Consider the following 22,254-nt stretch of genomic DNA (forward strand, 5'->3'; position numbering starts at 1 on the left):
TGCAGATTCCATACAGTCGACTGGCAGGAGGCAACCGGATAATGACAGGGAAGCAGGATGACTACGATGTGGTGGTCGTTGGTGGTGGTGTCAACGGTACCGGCATTGCTATGGATGCCGCCGGGCGGGGGCTGAACGTCCTGCTGTGCGAAATGAACGACCTTGCCTCGGCCACGTCGTCCTCCAGCAGCAAACTCATCCACGGTGGCCTGCGCTATCTCGAGCACTACGAGTTCAGGCTGGTGCGCGAAGCCCTGGCAGAGCGCGAAGCCCTGCTGCGCAATTCACCCCATATCATGTGGCCCATGCGCTTCCGCCTGCCACACCAGCCTCACCTGCGCCCGGCCTGGATGATCCGTACCGGACTCTTCCTTTACGACCACCTGGCCAAGCGGGAACTGCTGCCCGGCTCCCGCGCTATCAGTTTTGATGAGAGCGACCCGCTGAAGCCGGAAATCACCCGCGGCTTTGAATACTCCGATGGCTGGGTGGATGACGCCCGACTGGTGGTCCTGACTGCGCGCAAGGCACAACAATGCGGTGCAACCATTCTGCCCCGGACCAAATGTGTCAGGGCAGACCGGGGTGCTGACTACTGGTCCGTCACCCTCCGCAACACCCTCGACGGAAGCGAACGCCAGGTTACCGCCAGGGTGGTGGTCAACGCCACGGGTCCCTGGGTCAGCCGGTTGTTCCGGGAAACCCTTTCCATGCCGGCACCGAAAATGATCCGCATGGTCAAGGGCAGTCACATCGTAGTGCCCCGGCTCAACAAGGGAACGGAAGCCTACATCCTGCAGAACGAAGACGACCGCATCGTGTTCGTGATCCCCTACGAGGACAGCTTCTCGCTGGTCGGCACAACGGATGTGGATTACGAGGGTGACCCCCGGGAGGCCAAGATTTCTCCGGAGGAAACACACTACCTTCTGAAAATCGTCAACGATTATTTCAAGCGGCAGCTGTCGCCCGAGGATGTCGTCTGGTCCTACTCCGGGGTGCGGCCGCTGATGGACGACGAGGAAGGTGACGCCCAAAAAGCTTCACGGGACTATTCGTTCGAAGTGACCAGGGAAAAGGACAAGGCGCCCCTGATTTCCGTATTCGGAGGCAAGATCACAACCTACCGAAAACTGGCTGAGGCAGCTACGGACAAGCTGTGCCAGCTCTTCCCCGGGGCCGGCAAGCCCTGGACCCGGAATGCGGTGCTGCCAGGAGGTGACTTCGACGATCACGAGTCCCTCAGTCGCAAACTCCAGTCCGACTTCCCCTGGCTGGCACCGGACATTATCAGCCGTTATGTGCGGACCTATGGCACGGCTGCCTACCAGTTCCTCAGTGACTGTCAGTCCATGGAGGACCTCGGGGTATGCTTTACCGGAAACCTCTTCCGGGTCGAGGTGGACTACCTGATCCGATACGAATGGGCCATGACATCAGAGGATATTCTCTGGCGCCGCACGAAACAGGGACTGTTTGCAACAGAGGCCGATATTCAGTCGCTGGACCAATACCTCGGCCAACTACGCCAGGAGCAGGAAGCAATCCGGAGCTCAGACCAACCGGTACCGGCCGGTCACTGAGTGTCGTCGCCGTCAAGCACCTCGCTGATCCGTTCCTGCATTGCCGGCACCACGTCCTGCTCGAACCAGGGGTTGTTCCTCAACCAGAGATTGTTCCGTGGGCTGGGGTGTGGCATCGGGATGATATCGGGCCAGTACCGGCGCCATGCCCGAACATTCTCTGTCACCGAACGGTGTTGATCTTTCAGGTGCCAGGCATGGGCGTACTGCCCGATCAGGAGGGTCAGGCGGATGTCGGGTAACCGCGCCAGCAGGGCCTCCCGCCAGGCATCAGCACACTCCGGGCGCGGAGGCAGATCGCCGGATCTTCCGGTGCCCGGATAACAGAACCCCATAGGCAGGATCGCCATTTTCTGTTCGTCGTAGAAGGTATCCCGAGTCACACCCATCCATTGCCGGAGCCGGTCCCCGCTGGGATCGTTGAACGGCAGGCCGGTCTCATGGACCCGCCGCCCTGGCGCCTGTCCCACCACCAGAATCCGCGACGATTCGCTCAACTGGACCACCGGGCGGGGGCCAAGTGGTAATACATCGTTGCAGATCGTGCAGGCACGCACCCGCCGTACCAGTTCATCGAACGCTATTCTACCCAGATCATCCGTCATGCTAGCCGCCTGTTATCCAAGTAGGCTCAGACCTCGGGATTGCCCAATGCCTCGGCGGCTCCGAGCAGGCCGGTATAAGGTTCCGTCACTACGTATACCGGCGTGTATTCGAGCAACGGGCGCATCCGGCCCTTATCCTCGAATCCGTTCCGGAACGGGCTTTCCAGGAAAAAGTCCAGGAACCGCGGCAGTATGCCACCGCACAGGTATACCCCGCCCAGGCTGCCGAGGGTCAATACGCCGTTACCTGCGGTACGCCCAAGGATCTCACAGAAATGCCGGAGCGTTTCCCGCGCCAGCGGTTCATTTTCCCCGGTGGCTGCCGCCGTGACTTTCTCCGGAGCATCCAATGGGGCAGCGACCCCCTTTATCTCGGCATGGGCCTGATAGAGATTGAGCAACCCCTGACCACACAGGATCCGCTCCACGGAAACCCGTCCGAAACGGGCCTTGAGAATACGGAGAATGTCCATTTCGACATCATCCGTGGGGGCAAAATCCACATGGCCACCCTCCGTCATCAGCGGCACCCACCCTTTCTTGATCGGCACCAGGCCGGAGACACCCAAACCGGTACCCGGCCCCATCACCAGACGCGGCCGGCGCGGATCGCCCGGGCCACCGCACACATGCACCAGGTTGGCCTCGGACACGTGCGGCACACCCAGCGCCATGGCGGTGAAATCATTGATCACCTTGAACGCGGACCAGCCGAACTGCTGGCGAACTTCCTCGGTATCGAACCGCCAGTGGTTGTTGGTCATCCGGATCTGCGTGCCGCGAACCGGCGAGGCCACCGCAAGACAGGCCTGGCTGACGGACTGGACGCCAACCTTTTGCAGGTAGTCGACGACCGCCTGATCGAGGTTGTCGTAATCGCCGCACGCCAGGACTTCGATGGCCTGCGGCTGGACATCCCCCTGCTCCACCAGGGCGAAACGCGCGTTGGTGCCCCCGATATCGCCAACCAGGGAATAGTGTTTTGCCGTCATGCGTCGTGATTCCAGAAAAAGCTTGCGCCTTCTTCGGGGGTGCTGGCCGACCGGCGCAGCCAACCAAACAACTCCCGCCCATAGCCGTGATGATACGCGGACAGATCCGCTTTTGCAGACTCCCGGGCAGAGAATTCCTGCTCATCCACGCAAACCGACAGAGAACCCCGCTGGGCGTCGAGGCAAATCACGTCCCCTTCGCGGACCCGCGCGAGCGCGCCGCCATCAAGTGCTTCCGGGTATACGTGAATCGCCGCGGGCACCTTGCCGGAGGCGCCGGACATCCGGCCATCGGTCACCAGAGCAACCTTGTAACCACGGTCCTGGAGCACGCCGAGATACGGGGTCAGCTTGTGCAACTCGGGCATACCGTTGGCTTTCGGGCCCTGGAACCGGACCACCACGATGCAGTCCCTGTCCAGCTGACCCGCCTCGAAGGCCGCCTTCAGCTCACTCTGGTCATCGAAGACCACCGCAGGTGCCTCGACCCGGTGATGCTCCGGCGCCACTGCCGACACCTTGATGACGCCGCGGCCCAGGTTGCCGTCCAGGACTTTCAGCCCGCCATTCGGCGCAAAGGGTTCGGAGGCGCTGCTCAGCACTTCCGGCCATTGGCTCTTCTCGACCGCCGGCTTCCAGACCAGCTCGTCGCCATCCAGCTCCGGCATCTGCGCATACCGCTCAAGGCCGTGACCTACCACGGTCTCGACATCGTTGTGCAGGTAGCCCGCATCCAGCAGTTCGCGGATCAGGAAGGGCGTGCCGCCGGCCTCGTGGAAGGCGTTCACATCTTCCTGGCCGTTCGGATAGATCCGCGTCATCGACGGCACGACGGAGGAGAGCTCCGCGTAGTCATTCCAATCAATGATGATACCGGCGGCCCGGGCAATGGCGATCCAGTGTATGGTGTGGTTGGTGGAGCCGCCGGTAACCAGCAGTGCCACCAGGGCATTGACGATGGATTTTTCATCCACCATGTCACCCAGTCCCAGCTCGCCACCATGGGGTTTGGAAAGCCGGATTACCTGCTCCGTGGCCGCGCGGGTGAGCGCATCCCGGAGGGGGGTGCCGGGATTGACGAATGCAGCCCCGGGCAGATGCAGCCCCATCACTTCCACCAATAGTTGATTGCTGTTCGCGGTGCCATAAAAGGTGCAGGTGCCGGGGCTGTGGTAGGACTCGCTCTCGGCCTCCAGCAACTCGTCCTTGCCCACCTTCCCTTCGGCGTACAGCTGGCGAATGCGCTGCTTTTCCTTGTTGGGCAGGCCCGAAGGCATGGGGCCTGCCGGCACCAAAATGGTGGGCAGGTAACCGAAGCTCAGGGAGCCGATCAGCAAGCCCGGAACAATCTTGTCACAGATGCCCAGCAACAAGGTGCCATCAAACATGTTGTGGCTGAGCGCCACCGCCGTGCTCATGGCAATGGTGTCCCGGGAAAAGAGACTAAGTTCCATGCCGGGCTGCCCCTGGGTCACACCATCACACATCGCCGGTGTACCGCCGGCAAACTGGGCCACCGAGCCCATGCCGTGGGCAGCCTCGCGAATGATATCCGGGAACTTTTCATAGGGCTGGTGGGCCGAAAGCATATCGTTGTAGGCAGACACCATGGCCACATTGGCCTTGTTCATGAACTTGAGGGTGTCCTTGTCGGCCTGGCTGCAGGCGGCAAAGCCGTGGGCGAGATTACCGCAGGATAACGAACTTCGATGCGGCGACTGCGCTTTCAGGGCACTCATCCGGTCCAGGTAGTCCTGCCGTGTGGCGCGGCTGCGCTCAATGATTCGCTGGGTGACCTTGTCGATGGTGGGGTGCATGGCGAACTCCATTGCTTCGCTTATAAAGTTGTCATTAATGGATGTAATTTTACTTACTTTTTTTGATCATTCCACCCGATAACGTTCATTTATTATTTTTTTGTTGTTATATTTACTACATCTCAAGGAGCAATCGAACAATAAACAGGCAAAAAAGGAGTCAGAACATGACTATCCGCATCGCAATCAACGGTTTCGGCCGCATTGGCCGCAACGTTCTCCGCGCACTTTATGAAAATAACTACCGGAATCAACTGCAGGTAGTGGCCATCAATGACCTCGGTGACGCGGAAACCAACGCCCATCTCCTCAAATATGACAGCGTACACGGGCGCTTTGACGGCGTCGTCAGCCACGATGCCGAATCCCTGACCGTGAACGGTGACCGGATTGCCATAACCGCCATCCGCAACCCGGAAGAACTGCCCTGGAAAGACTTCCACGTGGACGTGGTGTTCGAATGCACCGGCCTGTTCACCAGACGGGATAAGGCTGCAGCACACCTGAACGCCGGCGCCCGAAAAGTCATTATCTCGGCCCCCTCTCCCGACGCCGATGCCACGGTTGTTTATGGCGTAAACCACAACATCCTCGAAGCCGGGCATGATGTAATTTCCAATGCCTCCTGCACCACCAACTGCCTGGCGCCAGTCGCAGAGGCCCTGCACAAGGCCGTCGGAATCGAGAGTGGCCTGATGACCACGATCCATTCCTACACCAACGATCAGAAACTCAGCGACGTCTATCACACCGACCTGTACCGGGCCCGTTCCGCCACCCAGTCCATGATCCCGACCAAAACCGGTGCCGCGGCAGCGATCGGCAAGGTGATTCCGGAACTCGATGGTAAACTGGACGGGCTGGCGGTCCGCGTTCCCACCATCAATGTATCACTGGTGGATTTCGGCTTCATTGCCGGCCGGGAGACTTCGGCTGAAGAGATCAACGAAGCGGTGCGGGCGGCCGCGAAAAGCAACCCGATCCTGGGTTTCAATACCGAAAAACTGGTCAGCATCGATTTCAACCATAACCCGTTGTCGAGCGTGTTTGATGCAAATCATACCCGGGTGCTTGGCCGTCATGTAAAAGTCATGGCCTGGTATGACAATGAGTGGGGCTTCTCCAACCGGATGCTCGACAACGCCATCGCACTCGTCAAAGCCAGTCAGTAACCGAACCAAAGGACAGATACCATGCTCAGGCGTACCAAGATTGTCGCCACCCTAGGCCCTGCCACAGATACTCCGGAAGCCCTCGCCTCCATCATCAGGGCCGGCGTTGACGTGACCCGCCTCAATTTCTCCCATGGCAGTGCCGATGAGCATATCGCCCGGGCCAGCCGGGTTCGCGAGGCAGCTGCCTCGCAGGGGCGCTTCGTCGCCCTGCTGGCCGATCTTCAGGGGCCAAAGCTGCGCATCGCCCGCTTTGCCCAAAACAAGGTCTTTGTGGAAGCTGGCCAGACTTTCGTGCTCGATGCTGCCATGGACAAGGAGGCAGGCACCTCCGAACGGGTTGGCATTGACTACGAGCAGCTGATCTCGGATGTCTCTCCCGGAGATATCCTGGTGCTGGACGACGGCCGCATCGAAATGGAAGTGGAATCGGTGGACGACCACAGCATCACCTCCAAGGTTCTGATTGGCGGACCGCTGTCGAACAACAAAGGCCTGAACAAGCGTGGCGGCGGCCTGTCCGCCGAGGCGTTGACCGAAAAAGACAAACAGGACATTGTGACTGCCGCCAAACTGGGCGCGGATTACGTGGCCGTCTCCTTTGTGCGCACCGCTGAAGACATGCACACTGCCCGCCGACTGTTGAGCGAAGCCGGTTCCGATGCTGGCCTGGTCGCCAAGATCGAGCGTGCGGAACTGGCCCATGACGAAGCCGCGCTGGATGCGGTGATCGAGGCCTCGGATGCAGTCATGGTCGCCCGCGGCGATCTGGCTGTGGAAATCGGCGATGCGGAACTGGTTGGTGTACAGAAACACATCATCAACCGGGCACGAACCCTGAACCGGGTGGTCATTACCGCAACCCAGATGATGGAATCGATGATCACCAGCCCGATGCCCACCCGCGCCGAAGTGTCGGACGTCGCCAACGCGGTCATGGATTACACCGACGCGGTCATGCTTTCCGCTGAAACCGCCGTAGGTGACTACCCCACCGAGGCCGTCGAGGCGATGGTGCGGATCTGCCTGGGGGCCGAAAAGCATCCGTCCATGCACCAGTCCAAACACCGTATCCACGAGAGCATGGAGCATGTTGACGAGGCGATCGCCCTGTCTGCCATGTATGCCGCCAACCATCTGGATGGCGTGACGGCGATCATCTGCATGACCGAAACCGGGGCCACACCCCGATTGATGTCCCGCATCAAGTCGAGCCTGCCAATTTTCGCCTTTTCACGCCACCACACCACCCAACACCGGGTGGCATTGTTCCGGGGCGTACAGACCGTGCCTTTCGATTCCGCCATGATTCCGAACGAGCAGACCAATGCTCTCGCCGTGGCCCAACTGGTCGAGCGCGGGGTGGTCAATGACGGAGACCTGGTGGTGATTACCAAGGGTGATTACGTCAATGCCCAGGGTGGCACCAACACCATGAAGATCGTGCGTGTTGGATCAGACATTCGCTGATCACCCCACCAATACGGAAAAGCCCACCTGACACGGTGGGCTTTTTTGCGGACCGGTTCCGGCTCAGAGGCCGGCCAGGCTCTGCCTGGCAATGTCGGTCACCTTACCCCAGTCCTTTTCAGCAATGGCATCAGCCGGCGTCAGCCAGGAGCCGCCAACCGCCTTCACATTTTCCAGGGCCAGATAATCTTTTGCCGTGGTGCGATTGATTCCACCGGTCGGGCAGAAAGTCACATCCGGAAAGGGGCCAGCGAACGCCTTCAATGCCGGCCGGCCGCCGGCCACCTCCGCCGGGAAGAACTTGAACTCCCGGTAGCCGAAAGCGTAGCCCATCATCAACTCCGAGACGGTAGCAATCCCTGGCAGAAGCGCCGCTTCGGAGGTGACGCCGAACTCCAGGATCGCTTCGGTCACACCCGGAGTGATGACGAACTGTGCGCCCGCCGACTCCACCTGACGATACTGGGCAATGCTGGTGACAGTGCCGGCCCCCACCCAGGCATCCGGAATGGCCTTGCGCACCTCCTCAATGGCACGCACTCCGTGTTCGGTGCGCAGGGTGATCTCCAGCACGCGAATGCCGCCGTCCACCAGCGCCTGGCAGAGGGGAACGGCGTCGTCCGGGTCATTGATCGCAATAACGGGCACCAGTGGGCAAGCATTGAGAACGGCCTGAACCCTGTCCCGGTGATAGTCGGATAGTTGATTCATCGGTTATCTCCAGAATTCTTTCAAGACGGGATTTCAGAGCCGTCACGGGCTCCAGAAGATTTGCAGGCCGGGCTTGAGAAAGCCGCGAATCGGCATGGCCATCACCTCATCCGGATTCGACACTGCCTTTTTCAGGGTTTCCAACTTATCCTCACCCTTGAGGTGCAGGGCGGTGAACCGGGCCTCCGCCAGCACGGGGTAGGTCAGCGTGATCCGGCTCCTGGACTGGGAGGGCGGCGTCATGGCGGCCACAATCTCGGGATTGGAAGTATCCATGGCCCGGGACAACTCCGGTGCGTCCGGGAACAGGGAGGCGGTATGGCCGTCGTTCCCCATTCCCAGGATCAACACATCAATCGGCAGGGCCAGATCCCTGAGCTCGCGCTTGACCGCCTCAAGACCTTCCTCCGGCGTTTCACCCGGCTGCTTCAGGGACAAAAACCGCGACCCGGCGGCATGATTCTGAAGTAGATGCGCTTTTACCAGCGACGTGTTGCTGGCCGGATCGCCCTCCGGAACCCAGCGTTCATCGGCCAGGAGAACATCCACCCGACTCCAGTCCAGCGGCTTCTCCGACAAGGCCCTGAAAAAAGGCAGGGGCGTCGAGCCGCCGGACACCACCAGGCTCGCCCTTGGCGCCTCTGCCAGACGCTGCTCAAGAAACCGGCTCACCGAGTCCGCGAGCGCCCTCGCGACCTGATCCGGCGTTTCGTCAAAGCAGGATTGAACCCCTTCGGGCAGTTTGATATCAGGCATCTTCATACCAGCTCCTCCCGTCCCTGGTGATCATGGCAATAGAAGCCACCGGCCCCCAGGTACCGGCGGCGTAGCGCTTTGGCGGTTCGCCACTGTCTTTCCAGTTACGGATGACCTGATCTACCCAGCGCCAGGCGTACTCCACCTCGTCCCGACGGACAAACAGGTACTGATTGCCCTTCATGACCTCCCAGAGCAGACGCTCATAGGCATCCGGAATCCTGTCGGTTTCAAAGGTCTCGGAGAACGTCAGCTCCAACGGGCCCTGACGCAGGCGCATGCCTTTGTCCAGGCCCTGGTCCTTGGTGAGAATCTTCAGGGACATCCCCTCATCGGGTTGCAGCCGGATAATAAGCTTGTTGTTGGCCAGGTGCTTCTGGTCCGGGTCAAAGATGTAGTGCGGCGCCGGCTTGAAGTGGATGATGATCTGGGAGAGCTTCTCCGGCAGCCGTTTGCCCGTGCGGATATAGAAGGGCACCCCGGACCAGCGCCAATTCTCGATCTCGGCCTTGAGGGCCACAAAGGTTTCCGTGTCACTGCCCTTGTTGGCGCCCTCTTCTTCCAGGTAGCCCGGAACCGGCTTGCCGTCACTGGTGCCGGCGGTGTACTGGCCGCGAACCACGTAGCGGTCCATGATGTCCGGGGTGATCTGCTTGAGCGCCTTGAGCACCTTGACCTTTTCATCCCGGATGCTGTCCGCGGACAGATCCGCCGGAGGATCCATGGCGATCAGGCACAGCAGCTGGAGCAGGTGATTCTGAACCATATCCCGAATCTGCCCGGCCTGGTCGAAGTAACCCCAGCGCCCCTCAATGCCGACGCACTCGGCAACGGTGATTTCCACGTGAGAGATGTGGTTCTGATCCCACTGGGAAGCAAAGAGGTTGTTGGCGAAGCGCAGGGCAATCAGGTTCTGGACAGTTTCCTTACCCAGGTAATGGTCAATACGGAACAGCTGGTTCTCGTTGTAGACTGCGCCGAGCTCGTCGTTGATGACTTTTGACGACTCCAGATCATGTCCGATCGGCTTCTCAACCACCACACGGGTCTTTTCATTGCAGCAGCTGGCCGCCTTCAGATTCCGGGCGATAACCCCGTACATCGATGGGGGCGTTGCCATGTAGACGATCAGCTCGTTGGCCGGAGTGTCGCGCCAGGCCTTCAGGGCTTCGTAGCCATCGGGATCATTGAAATCCAGCAGCTGGTAATCCACTCGCTCAAGGAAACTGTTGGCAACGTCAGCGTCGAACTCCGCGTCCTTTACATGATGCTTCAGCCTGTCGAACAGCTGTTTGCGAACAGTCGGCGTATCCGCCTCGGTACGGGCAATTGCCAGAACCCGGCTGCCCTCCGCCAGCAATCCAGCCCGATCGAGCTGATAAAGTGCCGGGAACAGCTTCCTTTGGGCGAGGTCCCCCAGGGCGCCGAACAGCATAAGGTCACAACGGGTGTTGATATTATTGACCATTGGTTCCTTCTCTCTGGTATTGGACAGCAGTCACAGCTTAACCAACTCCAACCGCTGATGTAGTAATTTTAAACAAATAATGACAGCTGAAACTCGTTTTTCCAAGGAAAATTTGGCTTAAATGATATTTTTACTACCCAAATCCCGGACAAAAAGCGGTATAATCACCTCGATTTTCTTATAACCATTGCACCTGATGCAGGGAGTATCCACACCATGGCCGCGAACCAGTCGCACCGTGACGACAATCTGCTTGAAGATATACAGGCACGGCTGGACAGCCTGAATAAATCCGAGCGCAAGGTGGCCGAAGCCATCCTCCGGGACCCCAGCGCTGCTACCCGCTACAGCATCGCGGCTCTGGCCCGCGCCGCAGACGTGAGCGAGCCCACGGTGAACCGTTTCTGCCGCGGCTTCTCCGCCACCGGCTTTCCGGACTTCAAGATTCGCCTGGCCCAGAGCATTGCCACCGGCACGCCCTATGTGGGCCAGAATGTGGAGCCAGACGACACCGTCGCCGAATTTGCCGACAAGATCATGCTCAGCACGATCGCCAGTCTGGACAAGGCTCGCCAGTCCCTGGACCCCAAGGCCCTGGCGACCGCCATCGACTATCTGATCCAGGCCAAACAGATCAACTTTTTCGGCATGGGCGGCTCCGCCTCCGTGGCCCTGGATGCCCAGCACAAGTTCTTCCGGTTCAACATTCCGGTCATGTCGTACGACGACGCCCTGATGCAACGCATGGTGGCCGCCGGCGCCCAGGTGGGCGATGTGATCGTACTGATCTCCTACACCGGCAGGACCAAGGAAACCGTCGAAATCGCCAAAGTAGCCCGGGAGAATGGCGCCACCGTGATCGGGATCACAAATCCGGAATCCCCCCTGGCCGAGTGCTGTACCGTGGTCCTCGGGGTCACGGCACCGGAAGACACCGAGGTGTACATGCCCATGTCGTCACGGATCATCCACCTGACAGTGATCGACATCCTGGCCACCGGCGTCACACTCAAGCGGGGCGCGGATTTCCTCGGCCACCTCAAGAAAATAAAAGAAAGCCTCAAGGCGACCCGCTTCCCCCAGAGCTGAACGTCCAGCCTACCTTGTTCAAGTTAGCAGACACTTCCAGACGTGAGAGGAACATGATGTCCGAATGCCGGGCACAAAAAAGGGGAGCCGACCTGGCTCCCCTTTTTCATGCTTCAGCACGAGTGTTACGGGCGCTCGACTTCCGCCTGGTCCCGCAGGTACTGCTGATAAGCAGTGTACTCGCGCTGGCCTTCCAATGACGCCAGGAACTGACGGATTTGCTCGAACTCCTGGCCATCACGGTCCGCCTCGCCAGCGTTGACCGCATCGAGGGCCACCACCGCTGCCTGCCGGGCACTTACGGTGCTGCCATAGCTCGCAGCCCCCTCATCCGGACGCGGCAGTGAAAAGGCTGTCTGCATGACCGCCGGAGCAATGCCCCCGGCGTTACGGCCCTGTGCCTCATAGGACTGCCACTGGCCCGCTTCAATGTCTGCTGCAGGCTCACCCTGCTCAAGGCTTGCGATGATCGCTTCTGCACGCTCAGCCAGTGCCTCACGGGTTTCCTGCGCTACCAGACGCTCACGGATCCGATCGCGAACCTCTGCCAGCGGAAGTTGCTGCGCTTCCCGATGCTCACGGACACGGGCGACCACGGACAGGTTGTCACCTACATCGATCAGCTCGGTATTGTAACCACCATTCAGAACGTCGTCAGAGAAAAGCTGGCGCACCAGTCCGGCATGGTCAAACGGTGCCTGCCCGCCATCGCGGGTTACTCCACTGATCTGGCGAACTTCCAGACCCAGTTCTTCGGCAGGGCCGGCAAGGTCATCGGCCGCATAGGCAGAATCCGCCAATTGCGAGCGCACTTCAGCGAAGCGCTCTTCAGCCTTTTCCCGGGCCAGCTCGCTACGCAGCTGCTCTTCCAGCTCTGCCAAGGGCGGCACCTCGGAACGACGAACATCCTCAAGCTTGATCAGGTGAACACCAAAACTGGTTTCCACCGGCTCGGAGACCTCCCCCTCTTCCAGGGCAAACAGGGCTTCTTCAAAGGCCTCGTCATAGACACCACGACCAGCATAGCCAAGGTCACCGCCTTCCTCTGCGGAGACGGTATCAATGGAGTATTCCCCGGCCAGTGCCGCAAAGGATTCACCCGCGGCCAGGCGCTCCTGAATGGTCGCCATGGTCTCAGCGGAGTTCTCACCATCCTCGATCAGGATATGGGAAGCACGACGTTCCTCCCGTGCCAGGTCATCGGAACGCTCCTCGTAGTATGCCTGCAGCTCCTCGTCAGTGACTTCGGTACTGTCTGCAAGGGAACCAAGGGAAAGAGCGATATAGGCCGCATCCACCTGTTCCGGCTGCTGGAAGCTGCTGGCATTTTCCTCGTAGAAAGCCTCGATCTCCGCGTCGGTAATCTCTACCTGGTCCGCAACCGCACTGGCGGGAACGGTGAGCACCCGGAAATCACGGGTCTGGTTCTGGATCTGCAACAGCTGGGCCGCATTCTCCTGGCTGGAGAATCCGCTTTGAACGATCCCGGCACGAATCTGGTTGACCACGTACTGCTTGCGCATGGCTTCGCGGAATTCACCCACACCCATGCCCATGTTGCGAACGGTTGCCACGAACCGGTCCCGGTTGAACTTGCCATCCACCTGGAACTGCGGCATCTGGGTAATCAGGGAATCAATATCGGCATCTGACAACGCCAGCCCCTGGTTGGCGGCATCCTGCGTCAGAACCGACTCCTGGATCAGGGATTCCAGAACATCTTTCCGGATCCGATCCTCATTCAGAAGGGAAGGATCCGGCGTTTCCATCTGTGACAGGCGACGCTGGCTTTCGAGCTGCACCAGGCGAAGGAACTCGCGCTCGGTAATATCTTCGCCATTGACCGTTGCCACCTCCGGCTCACCGGAGAATCCGCCGATGATGGCGTCCATCCCCCAGATGGAGAGGGATACAATCAGCAGCCCGATGATGATCTTGGCAATAGTGCCCTGGGCATTTTCCCGAATATCTTGAAGCATGTTACTCCCGAATCCCCGTCGAGGTCGTGCGGTATTGTTACAACGTAAAAAGGCGCACCCTGTCCGGAATGCGCCTTCAATTCTTCTTGGCGGCTGGCACGAGCCAGGCCGCCGGAGAAAGAACCGTTACTTGACGGCGTCTTTCAGGGCCTTGCCTGCCTTGAAACCAGGCACTTTGGAGGCCGGAATCTTGATCTCGGCACCAGTCTGCGGGTTACGACCGGTACGAGCAGCACGCTCTTTGACAGAGAAGGTACCAAAGCCAATCAGGGTAACCTGATCACCTTTTTTCAGGGCACCGGTGATGGAGTTGGTCATTGCGTCCAGAGCACGGCCAGCGGCGGCTTTGGAAATATCTGCGGACTCTGCAATTGCATCGATAAGTTCGGACTTGTTCACACTAAACCCCTTCGATTTCAGGTTGAAGATGTTATAGGTTGGTTTATTTTTCGCGGACGTTCTCGACTATCGCATAAGCGTTCCGAGAATTCCATTCTTCAGTTTTATTATTCCTTGCGGCTGTTAACCGGTGTTCGGAATAGGCACTTACTGCGCGGGAGCCCTTGGTATTGGCTGCTTCACGGCGAAACAGTTATACCAACGGGCTCTCAGGCATGTCAACAACTCATCAAGGCTTTAATGTGTATTTATGCGCTCGGCAGCATCGCCGTCTTCGTCCCGGGGTTTTCCGGAACCTGCTTCTCCGGAAGCCGATTCGGCGTGAGCCTCGGGCGGATATGCCAGGGCAATATCCAGGACCTCATCGATCCACTTGACCGGACGTATCTCCAGTGACTCCTTGATATTATCCGGTATCTCCTTGAGATCACGGACATTTTCCTCAGGGATCACGACCGTTTTGATGCCACCGCGATGGGCTGCCAGCAGCTTCTCCTTGAGGCCACCAATCGCCAGCACACGGCCCCGGAGGGTGATTTCACCGGTCATTGCCACATCGGCGCGAACAGGAATCCGGGTCAGAGCAGAGACCAGTCCGGTGCACATGCCGATACCGGCACTCGGGCCATCTTTCGGCGTGGCACCCTCGGGCACGTGGATGTGCAGGTCATGTTTTTCATGGAAGTCAGCCGGAATACCGAGTCCGGCCGCTCGGCTGCGCACCACGGTCAAGGCGGTCTGGATCGACTCCTGCATGACATCGCCGAGTGAACCGGTTTTGACCACACGGCCCTTGCCCGGCGTAAGCGCACATTCGATGGTCAGCAATTCGCCACCAACCTGGGTCCAGGCAAGGCCTGTCACCTGGCCGATCTGATCGCTTTCCTCGGCAAGACCATACTTGAATTTCTTGACCCCGGAGTAATCTTCCAGCATCTCAGGTGTCAGCGTTACAGACGCCTTCTCACCGGCTTCCACGTGCTCTCGAACCACCTTGCGACAGATCTTGGCGATCTCACGCTCCAGGCCACGCACACCGGCTTCCCGGGTGTAATAGCGGATCAGGTCCCGCAGGGTCTCTTCCGGTATCTTCAGCTCGTCCTTGCGCAGGCCGTTAGCCTTGATCTGCTTGGGCAGCAGGTAACGGAGGGCGATGTTCACTTTCTCATCCTCGGTGTAACCCGGGATGCGAATGATCTCCATCCGGTCCAGCAGAGCCGGCGGAATATTCATCGAGTTGGAAGTACACACGAACATGACGTCCGAGAGGTCGTAATCCACCTCGAGATAGTGATCATTGAAGGTATGGTTCTGCTCCGGGTCCAACACCTCCAGCAACGCGGAGGCCGGATCGCCACGATGATCCATGCCCATCTTGTCGATCTCGTCAAACAGGAACAGCGGGTTTTTGACCCCTACCTTGGACAGCTTCTGGACCAGCTTGCCAGGCAGCGCGCCGATGTAGGTCTTGCGGTGACCACGGATCTCGGCTTCATCCCGTACACCACCCAGAGCCATTCGGGTGTATTTACGGTTGGTTGCCTTGGCGATGGACTGGCCGAGCGAGGTTTTACCCACGCCGGGAGGCCCTACCAGGCACAGCACCGGCCCTTTCACCTTCTTCACACGGCTCTGGACCGCAAGGTATTCGAGAATCCGCTTCTTCACCTCGTCCAGGCCGTAATGGTCGCGATCGAGAATTTCGCGGGCTTTCTCGATGTCATGACGAACCCGGCTGCGCTTCTTCCAGGGCACTGCCAGCATCCAGTCGATGTAGCCACGTACCACGGTCGCCTCGGCGGACATGGGTGACATCATCTTGAGCTTGTTCAGCTCGGCCTCGGTTTTCTTGCGGGCCTCTTCCGGCAGGCCAGCTTCCTCGAGCTTGTTCTCGAGTTCTTCAAAATCATTATTGCCCTCACCGAGCTGGCCCATCTCTTTCTGGATAGCCTTCATCTGCTCGTTCAGGTAATACTCCCGCTGGCTGCGCTCCATCTGTTTCTTGACGCGGCCACGGATGCGCTTCTCGACCTCGATCAGGTCGATTTCGCCATCCAGCTTGCCCAGCAGCAGGTCCACACGCTTGCGCACGTCCAACGCTTCCAGCAGTTCCTGCTTTTCGGGAATGCGCATCTCGAGGTGTGCTGCCATGGTGTCGGCGAGGCGCTCCACCTCGTCGATGCCGGTCAGGGAATTGGAGACCTCGGACGGTACCTTTTTGGAGAGCTTCACAAACTTCTCGAACTCATCCATCAGGGTCTTGACCAGCACCTCCTCTTCCCGGGCGGGAAGGGATTCCTCTTCCAGCAGCACAGCGCTACCGGTGAGGTAATCGGCCTCGTTGATGTTACTGATGGAGGCCCGGGCGTTGCCCTCTACGAGTACTTTCACGGTACCGTCAGGGAGCCGCAGCATCTGCAGTACGGTCGCCAGGGTGCCCATTTCGAACACATCTTTGGCGCCCGGTTCGTCGGTGGACGCGTCGCGTTGGGCCACCAGCAGGATTTCCTTGCTGCCCTCCATAGCCGCTTCCAATGCCTGGATGGATTTTTCACGGCCGACAAACAGGGGCACCACCATGTGCGGGAACACCACCACGTCCCGCAACGGGAGCAACGGGTATTCTTGCACAGTATCTTCGGGTATCAGGGTCATAGGACTTCCTCTGACGGTATTTCTTTCAGCATATCACCCTTCATTGGGGCGCTGATTAAAATTGCAATCTTTTTACGGGGGAAAAACGGATTGGAATTCGAGTTCACGTGGAGGTGAAGATGGGGTCAGATGAAGGCCTTCATCTGACCCCGGGTTCAGGGGTGAAGGTAGGGTCAGTCCTCGGGCACAGCCTTGGCGTGGTCGCTGCTGGCGTAGATCTTGAACGGCTCGGAATCGCCGTTGATCACGCTCTCGTCGATGACCACCTTGGTGACGTCATGCTCGGACGGGATCTGATACATGGTATCCAGCAACGTCGCTTCCATGATGGAACGCAGGCCCCGGGCACCGGTCTTGCGCTCCATGGCCTTGCGAGCGACCGCTCGCAGGGCGTCTTCCCGGAAGTCCAGCTCAACGCCTTCCATATCAAACAGCTTCTGGTACTGCTTGGTCAGGGCGTTCTTGGGCTGCGTGAGAATCTGTACCAGGGCATCTTCGTCCAGCTCGGTCAGCGTCGCCACCACCGGCAGACGGCCAACAAACTCGGGAATCAGGCCGAATTTCACCAGATCCTCGGTTTCGACATCCTTGATGACATCACCGGCACTCTTGGCGTCATTCTGGCTCTTCACCGTGGCGGAGAAGCCAATGGAGCTGCGCTCGGAACGTTCCTGGATCACCTTCTCCAGACCGGCGAAGGCACCACCACAGATGAACAGCATGTTCGTGGTGTCCACCTGCAGGAATTCCTGCTGCGGATGCTTGCGGCCGCCCTGGGGCGGAACCGAAGCAACGGTGCCTTCGATCAGTTTGAGCAGCGCCTGCTGCACGCCCTCACCGGATACATCGCGGGTGATGGACGGGTTGTCCGACTTGCGGGAGATCTTGTCGATCTCATCAATGTAGACAATGCCGCGTTGGGCCTTGTCCACATCATAGTCGCACTTCTGCAGCAGTTTCTGGATGATGTTCTCGACGTCCTCACCCACGTAACCAGCTTCGGTCAGCGTGGTAGCATCGGCGATTGTGAACGGAACATTCAGCATGCGGGCCAACGTCTCGGCGAGCAGGGTCTTACCACTACCGGTCGGGCCGATCAGCAGGATATTACTTTTGCCCAGCTCGACGTCGTTCTTGCCCTCGCCATAGCGCAGCCGCTTGTAGTGGTTGTAAACCGCGACGGACAACACCACCTTTGCACGATCCTGGCCAATGACGTATTCATCCAGGGTTTCCCGGATTTCCGCAGGCGATGGCAGGCGATCACTGGCCTCCTCCTGGGAATTCTCCTGGATTTCCTCCCGGATGATGTCATTGCACAGATCTACGCACTCGTCGCAGATGAACACCGAGGGCCCTGCAATGAGCTTACGGACTTCATGCTGGCTCTTTCCACAAAACGAGCAGTACAGCAACTTGCCGTTATCGTCGCCTCTGCCGTTTCTTTCATCTGCCATTGAATTACCTCTGTTCGTCAACTGCCGGCGTTACTGGCAGGTACGCCGGCCAAGGTTGATGCGATTACTTTCAGTATTATGTATTCGGTACGCGCTTATCAAGTACCGAATCGATCAGGCCGTACTCTTTGGCCTGGTCCGGATCCATGAAATAGTCGCGGTCCGTGTCCTTCGAGATGGTCTCCAGATCCTGGCCGGTATGCTTGGCCAGAAGGGAGTTCAGGGTGTGGCGGATCTTCAGGATCTCACGGGTGTGGATCTCGATGTCCGTTGCCTGCCCCTGATAGCCACCCAGCGGCTGGTGAATCATTACACGGGAATGCGGCAGACAGGCCCGCTTGCCCTCGGCGCCACCCGCCAGCAGGAAGGCACCCATGCTGGCCGCCTGACCAATACACAGGGTCGCGACATCCGGCTTGATGAACTGCATGGTGTCATAGATGGACATACCGGCAGTCACGGAGCCGCCCGGGCTGTTGATATAAAGATGAATATCCTTGTCCGGATTCTCGGATTCCAGGAACAGCAACTGGGCCACGATCAGGTTCGCCATGTGGTCTTCGACCGGCCCGACCATGAAAATCACCCGTTCCTTGAGCAAGCGGGAATAGATATCGAAAGAACGCTCGCCACGGGCAGTCTGCTCGATAACGATTGGCACCAGGCCGGAATTGGTAACCATTGCGGGACCATCAATTGGTTTCTGCGTCATGTGCGCCTGAACTCCTTATGGACAATGGATCGTGGACTCGCCCCACGACATTTTCTGATGTCTTTACACACCTTACTGTGCCACCAGTCGGCCCAGATGAAAACAGCCGGACAAGCCGGCTGTTTTCTGGTTCGGCCAACGCGACCGGCCTCGCGAACCGGTCACGGCTGATCAGCGCTGGGGCTGACCCGCAGCAACGGCCTCTTCGTATTTCATCTTCTTCTCTTTGACCTTGGCCTGCTCCAGGACATGGTCAACAACCTGATCTTCCAGTACTGAAGACTCGATCTGAGACTTCTGATCCGGGTTGTTGTTGAAGTGTGCAACAACTTCCTCAGGCTGTTCATACGTAGAAGCGATCTCCTGGATCTTTTCCTCTACCTTCGCGGGATCGGCTTTCAGGTCGTTCTGTTTGACCACTTCCTGGAACAGCAGACCGGTCTTGACGCGACGCTTGGCCTGTTCCTCGAAGATTTCCTTGGGCAGCTGCTGGAAGTCAACCTGGCCGCCGAAACGCTGCACCGCGTCCTGGCGCAGACGATCGATTTCCTGGTCTACCAGGGCAGCCGGAACGTCCAGCTCGGTGGTTTCCAGCAGGCCATCGACCACGTCGTTCTTGACCTTGTTGGATACCGCCTGCTTCAGCTCGCGCTCCATGTTCTTCTTCACTTCCTCACGGAAAGCGGCTTCGTCTTCGGCCTCGATACCGAACTTCTGGAAGAACTCGGCGTCCAGCTCAGGCAGCTGAGGCTCTTCAACCTTGTGAATCTTGATTTCGAACTTCGCCGGCTTACCCGCCAGGTCTTCGTTCTGGTAGTCCTCGGGGAAGGTCACCTCGATTTCCAGCTCTTCGCCGGCCTTGCCACCAACAATGCCCTTCTCGAAGCCCGGAATCATCTGGCCGGACCCCAGGGTCAGGCGGTGACCTTCGGCAGAACCACCCTCGAATTCTTCACCGTCGATGAAGCCCTTGAAGTCAATGGTCACAACGTCCTTGTTCTTGGACTTGCGCTTGACTTCCTTCATGGTGGCCTGCTGACGACGCAGGTTATCGATCATGGTATCGATATCCTTGTCGGTCACTTCGGACTGGGGCTTTTCGATTTCGATCTTGCTCAGATCGCCCAGTTCGATTTCCGGCAGCACTTCGAAGGTAGCCACGAACTCGAGGTCTTTGCCCTCTTCCATGGTCTTCGGCTCGAACTGCGGCCAGCCTGCCGGGTTGATGTCCTGCTCCTGCAGTGCCTTGATGTAGTTGTCGCGCATAACCTCGCCAACAACTTCCTGGCGGATGCTGTCACCGAAACGACGCTTGACCACGCTCATGGGCACCTTGCCAGGGCGGAAGCCGTTCAGGCGCACAGTCCGAGCAGTTTCCTGCAGGCGTTTCTGGACCGCCTGGTCGATTTCCTGGGCGGGCACACCAATCGTCATGCGACGCTCGATGTTGGAGGTCGTTTCAACAGACACTTGCATGGAAGATCCTCAAATTACAGGTTCGGTATGTGAATGAAATCTATAACAAAAGTCCGTTTCCAGGTAGTTCGCCCCGGAAGGACTGAAAATTAAAAGCCGGTAGTTTATCACGGTTTGCACCGCCGAGAGAATCACCTGTATGGCACGGGCTCGGAGGCGCGGATCACAGCTTCTCAGGTCAGCAGGGGATATGGGGATGAAAAACGAAAAAGAAAGGGGGTGGTGCGAGCGGAGAGACTCGAACTCTCACGGGTTGCCCCACTGGAACCTAAATCCAGCGCGTCTACCAGTTCCGCCACGCTCGCATACACAACGCTGAACGGAGGTTCGATAAACACTACCAAAGTTCAGACTTTGCGGAAAATCACTAAAGGGGAAAAGTGGGGTGGACGAAGGGGTTCGAACCCTCGACCGCAGGAGTCACAATCCTGAGCTCTACCAGCTGAGCTACGTCCACCACATCGGGAATTGCCTTGCGGCATTTTCGACATTTTCGCCGAAATTGCAACCTTGCTGATCACGGTGGCCCCGGAACCGTCCTTACCGACGGCTTTATGGCGCGCCCGGCAGGACTCGAACCTGCGACCCACGGCTTAGAAGGCCGTTGCTCTATCCAGCTGAGCTACGGGCGCCTGACCGTTCGCCCACCTGAACACACAGAAAATTGGTCGGGGTAGAGAGATTCGAACTCCCGACATCCTGCTCCCAAAGCAGGCGCGCTACCAGACTGCGCTATACCCCGTCTGTCTGAACAACTAGTGCCTCAGCAAAGTTGGCGCGCATATTACCGGCGCCGGGCGGTGCCGTCAACACGCTTTCGAAAAAACCGGTGGATCGGGCACTGAGAGAGACCCTGCGCGTGATGAAAAGTTCCCCTCCCCGGGTCCAATTGGAGTTCGGGCGGAAGCATGAGACAATTGCCGGCCTTCATTTATCGATGCCCAACCGACAAGACGGAAACATGAGCGCCAAACTGATTAACGGAAAAGAAATTGCCGCCCAGGTGCGACAGCAGGTCGCCGCCGGTGTTGAAGCCCGAAAGCAGAAGGGCCTGCGGGCACCTGGCCTGGCGGTTGTACTGGTCGGCAACGATCCGGCCTCCCAGGTTTACGTTGGCAACAAGGTCAAGGCTTGCGAGGAGGCCGGCATCCTGTCCCTGTCCTACGACCTGCCGGCAGACACCTCCCAAGAAGCCCTGGAAGCCCTGGTGGACGAACTCAACGAGAACCCCGCCGTAGACGGCATCCTGGTCCAGCTACCGCTGCCGGAGCACCTGGACGCGGACCCGATCCTCATCAAGATTCGCCCGGACAAAGACGTGGATGGCTTCCACCCCTATAACATCGGCCGCCTGATGCAGCGCAAACCCACACTGCGCCCGTGCACACCGGCAGGCATCATTACCCTGCTCGATTCGATCGACACGCCTTACAAGGGCCAGCACGCGGTGATTGTGGGCGCCTCCAATATAGTTGGCCGCCCCATGAGCATGGAACTGCTGTTAAAGGGTGCCACCACCACCGTGTGTCACCGATTCACACCGGACCTGGCCAAGTTTGTGGGCGAAGCCGACATTCTGATTGCCGCCGTGGGCAAACCGGGACTGGTCAAGGGCGAGTGGGTAAAGCCTGGCGCGACTGTCATTGATGTCGGGATCAACCGGATGGAAGACGGCAAGCTGAGGGGCGATGTTGAGTTTGAGGCCGCAGCTGAGCGGGCAGCGTACATCACGCCTGTGCCCGGGGGTGTGGGACCGATGACGATTGCCACGCTGTTGCAGAATACGCTGTATGCGGCGGATGTTTTGCATAAAGACTGATGAAGATGGGGTCTGACCCCGTTCGGGGTCAGACCCCGGAGATAGAGTCAGACCGCATTTTCAGGCTTCAACAAAAAACCCGCGGGAAACCGCG

Annotated in this window: 17 protein-coding genes and 4 tRNA genes; 5 read left to right on the plus strand and 16 right to left on the minus strand. The window is 58.8% G+C overall.

What is annotated here, in order from left to right; all coding sequences use genetic code 11:
• Nucleotides 1-41: 41 nt before the first annotated feature.
• Nucleotides 42-1,583, plus strand: a complete 1,542-nt coding sequence (gene glpD / locus ACQUTG_RS08920) for a glycerol-3-phosphate dehydrogenase (protein ID WP_428919059.1) — start codon at nt 42-44, stop codon at nt 1,581-1,583.
• Here glpD and ACQUTG_RS08925 read toward each other — a convergent pair.
• Genes ACQUTG_RS08925 through edd form a run of 3 tightly spaced genes read right to left on the minus strand, consistent with a single transcriptional unit; the run spans nt 1,577 to nt 4,997 of the window.
• A complete protein-coding gene (locus ACQUTG_RS08925) occupies nt 1,577-2,188 on the minus strand; it encodes a uracil-DNA glycosylase family protein (RefSeq protein WP_428919060.1) in 612 nt (203 codons plus the stop codon). The genes glpD and ACQUTG_RS08925 overlap by 7 nt on opposite strands.
• A 26-nt stretch (nt 2,189-2,214) precedes the next feature.
• A complete protein-coding gene (locus ACQUTG_RS08930; RefSeq protein WP_428919061.1) occupies nt 2,215-3,180 on the minus strand; it encodes a glucokinase in 966 nt (321 codons plus the stop codon).
• Nucleotides 3,177-4,997 carry a phosphogluconate dehydratase gene (gene edd, locus ACQUTG_RS08935; RefSeq protein WP_428919062.1) on the minus strand — a complete coding sequence of 607 codons (1,821 nt, stop codon included), beginning with the start codon at nt 4,995-4,997 and terminating at the stop codon, nt 3,177-3,179. Before edd ends, ACQUTG_RS08930 begins: the two co-directional genes overlap by 4 nt.
• A 167-nt stretch (nt 4,998-5,164) precedes the next feature.
• On the opposite strand from edd, the gene gap reads away from it, so the two are divergent.
• Both gap and pyk read left to right on the plus strand, forming a co-directional pair.
• Nucleotides 5,165-6,169: a type I glyceraldehyde-3-phosphate dehydrogenase gene (gene gap, locus ACQUTG_RS08940; RefSeq protein ID WP_428919063.1), complete on the plus strand. Its 1,005-nt coding sequence runs from the start codon at nt 5,165-5,167 to the stop codon at nt 6,167-6,169.
• A gap of 21 nt (nt 6,170-6,190) precedes the next feature.
• On the plus strand, nt 6,191-7,639 hold the full coding sequence (gene pyk, locus ACQUTG_RS08945; protein ID WP_428919064.1) for a pyruvate kinase: 1,449 nt from the start codon (nt 6,191-6,193) through the stop codon (nt 7,637-7,639).
• A gap of 63 nt (nt 7,640-7,702) precedes the next feature.
• Here pyk and ACQUTG_RS08950 read toward each other — a convergent pair whose 3' ends face one another.
• From ACQUTG_RS08950 to zwf, 3 genes are read right to left on the minus strand one after another with little or no spacing between them, the layout of a single operon-like run.
• Nucleotides 7,703-8,350 (minus strand): bifunctional 4-hydroxy-2-oxoglutarate aldolase/2-dehydro-3-deoxy-phosphogluconate aldolase, encoded by a 648-nt coding sequence (locus tag ACQUTG_RS08950; protein WP_428919065.1) that lies wholly within the window; start codon nt 8,348-8,350, stop codon nt 7,703-7,705.
• A gap of 42 nt (nt 8,351-8,392) precedes the next feature.
• Entirely contained in the window at nt 8,393-9,106 is a 714-nt protein-coding gene (gene pgl / locus ACQUTG_RS08955) for a 6-phosphogluconolactonase (RefSeq protein WP_428919066.1), read from the minus strand.
• Entirely contained in the window at nt 9,099-10,574 is a 1,476-nt protein-coding gene (gene zwf, locus ACQUTG_RS08960; RefSeq protein ID WP_428919067.1) for a glucose-6-phosphate dehydrogenase, read from the minus strand. The genes pgl and zwf overlap by 8 nt, the downstream gene beginning before the upstream one ends.
• Before the next feature lie 216 nt (nt 10,575-10,790).
• Between zwf and ACQUTG_RS08965 the strand changes: the two genes are divergently transcribed.
• Nucleotides 10,791-11,663: a MurR/RpiR family transcriptional regulator gene (locus ACQUTG_RS08965; protein ID WP_428919068.1), complete on the plus strand. Its 873-nt coding sequence runs from the start codon at nt 10,791-10,793 to the stop codon at nt 11,661-11,663.
• 125 nt (nt 11,664-11,788) lie between these two features.
• On the opposite strand, the gene ACQUTG_RS08970 is transcribed toward ACQUTG_RS08965, so the two are convergent.
• The 10 genes from ACQUTG_RS08970 to ACQUTG_RS09015 all read right to left on the minus strand — a co-directional run bounded on the left by ACQUTG_RS08970 (nt 11,789) and on the right by ACQUTG_RS09015 (nt 21,083).
• Nucleotides 11,789-13,642 (minus strand): SurA N-terminal domain-containing protein, encoded by a 1,854-nt coding sequence (locus ACQUTG_RS08970; protein ID WP_428919069.1) that lies wholly within the window; start codon nt 13,640-13,642, stop codon nt 11,789-11,791.
• Between the two features lie 126 nt (nt 13,643-13,768).
• Nucleotides 13,769-14,041: an HU family DNA-binding protein gene (locus tag ACQUTG_RS08975; RefSeq protein WP_008174603.1), complete on the minus strand. Its 273-nt coding sequence runs from the start codon at nt 14,039-14,041 to the stop codon at nt 13,769-13,771.
• Between the two features lie 237 nt (nt 14,042-14,278).
• On the minus strand, nt 14,279-16,696 hold the full coding sequence (lon, locus tag ACQUTG_RS08980) for an endopeptidase La (RefSeq protein WP_428919070.1): 2,418 nt from the start codon (nt 16,694-16,696) through the stop codon (nt 14,279-14,281).
• Nucleotides 16,697-16,869: 173 nt separating this feature from the next.
• Nucleotides 16,870-18,153, minus strand: a complete 1,284-nt coding sequence (gene clpX, locus ACQUTG_RS08985; protein WP_092000054.1) for an ATP-dependent Clp protease ATP-binding subunit ClpX — start codon at nt 18,151-18,153, stop codon at nt 16,870-16,872.
• 76 nt (nt 18,154-18,229) lie between these two features.
• On the minus strand, nt 18,230-18,865 hold the full coding sequence (gene clpP, locus ACQUTG_RS08990) for an ATP-dependent Clp endopeptidase proteolytic subunit ClpP (RefSeq protein ID WP_092000058.1): 636 nt from the start codon (nt 18,863-18,865) through the stop codon (nt 18,230-18,232).
• 171 nt (nt 18,866-19,036) lie between these two features.
• Entirely contained in the window at nt 19,037-20,341 is a 1,305-nt protein-coding gene (gene tig / locus ACQUTG_RS08995) for a trigger factor (protein ID WP_428919071.1), read from the minus strand.
• 220 nt (nt 20,342-20,561) lie between these two features.
• Nucleotides 20,562-20,646 (minus strand) — tRNA-Leu (locus ACQUTG_RS09000).
• Nucleotides 20,647-20,722: 76 nt separating this feature from the next.
• A tRNA-His gene (locus ACQUTG_RS09005) sits at nt 20,723-20,798 on the minus strand.
• 98 nt (nt 20,799-20,896) lie between these two features.
• A tRNA-Arg gene (locus tag ACQUTG_RS09010) sits at nt 20,897-20,973 on the minus strand.
• 33 nt (nt 20,974-21,006) lie between these two features.
• Nucleotides 21,007-21,083 (minus strand) — tRNA-Pro (locus tag ACQUTG_RS09015).
• Between the two features lie 219 nt (nt 21,084-21,302).
• Between ACQUTG_RS09015 and folD the strand changes: the two genes are divergently transcribed.
• On the plus strand, nt 21,303-22,160 hold the full coding sequence (gene folD / locus ACQUTG_RS09020) for a bifunctional methylenetetrahydrofolate dehydrogenase/methenyltetrahydrofolate cyclohydrolase FolD (RefSeq protein WP_428919072.1): 858 nt from the start codon (nt 21,303-21,305) through the stop codon (nt 22,158-22,160).
• Nucleotides 22,161-22,254 lie beyond the last annotated feature (94 nt).

The organism is Marinobacter sp. DUT-1 (assembly GCF_050379415.1).
In the GTDB taxonomy this organism is placed as follows: domain Bacteria; phylum Pseudomonadota; class Gammaproteobacteria; order Pseudomonadales; family Oleiphilaceae; genus Marinobacter.

Coding starts and splice junctions, on each gene's coding strand:
- glpD (WP_428919059.1), top strand. CDS start 42: ATGACAGGGAAGCAGGATGACTACGATGTGGTGGTCGTTGGTGGTGGT.
- ACQUTG_RS08925 (WP_428919060.1), bottom strand. CDS start 2,188: ATGACGGATGATCTGGGTAGAATAGCGTTCGATGAACTGGTACGGCGG.
- ACQUTG_RS08930 (WP_428919061.1), bottom strand. CDS start 3,180: ATGACGGCAAAACACTATTCCCTGGTTGGCGATATCGGGGGCACCAAC.
- edd (WP_428919062.1), bottom strand. CDS start 4,997: ATGCACCCCACCATCGACAAGGTCACCCAGCGAATCATTGAGCGCAGC.
- gap (WP_428919063.1), top strand. CDS start 5,165: ATGACTATCCGCATCGCAATCAACGGTTTCGGCCGCATTGGCCGCAAC.
- pyk (WP_428919064.1), top strand. CDS start 6,191: ATGCTCAGGCGTACCAAGATTGTCGCCACCCTAGGCCCTGCCACAGAT.
- ACQUTG_RS08950 (WP_428919065.1), bottom strand. CDS start 8,350: ATGAATCAACTATCCGACTATCACCGGGACAGGGTTCAGGCCGTTCTC.
- pgl (WP_428919066.1), bottom strand. CDS start 9,106: ATGCCTGATATCAAACTGCCCGAAGGGGTTCAATCCTGCTTTGACGAA.
- zwf (WP_428919067.1), bottom strand. CDS start 10,574: ATGGTCAATAATATCAACACCCGTTGTGACCTTATGCTGTTCGGCGCC.
- ACQUTG_RS08965 (WP_428919068.1), top strand. CDS start 10,791: ATGGCCGCGAACCAGTCGCACCGTGACGACAATCTGCTTGAAGATATA.
- ACQUTG_RS08970 (WP_428919069.1), bottom strand. CDS start 13,642: ATGCTTCAAGATATTCGGGAAAATGCCCAGGGCACTATTGCCAAGATC.
- lon (WP_428919070.1), bottom strand. CDS start 16,696: ATGACCCTGATACCCGAAGATACTGTGCAAGAATACCCGTTGCTCCCG.
- clpX (WP_092000054.1), bottom strand. CDS start 18,153: ATGGCAGATGAAAGAAACGGCAGAGGCGACGATAACGGCAAGTTGCTG.
- clpP (WP_092000058.1), bottom strand. CDS start 18,865: ATGACGCAGAAACCAATTGATGGTCCCGCAATGGTTACCAATTCCGGC.
- tig (WP_428919071.1), bottom strand. CDS start 20,341: ATGCAAGTGTCTGTTGAAACGACCTCCAACATCGAGCGTCGCATGACG.
- folD (WP_428919072.1), top strand. CDS start 21,303: ATGAGCGCCAAACTGATTAACGGAAAAGAAATTGCCGCCCAGGTGCGA.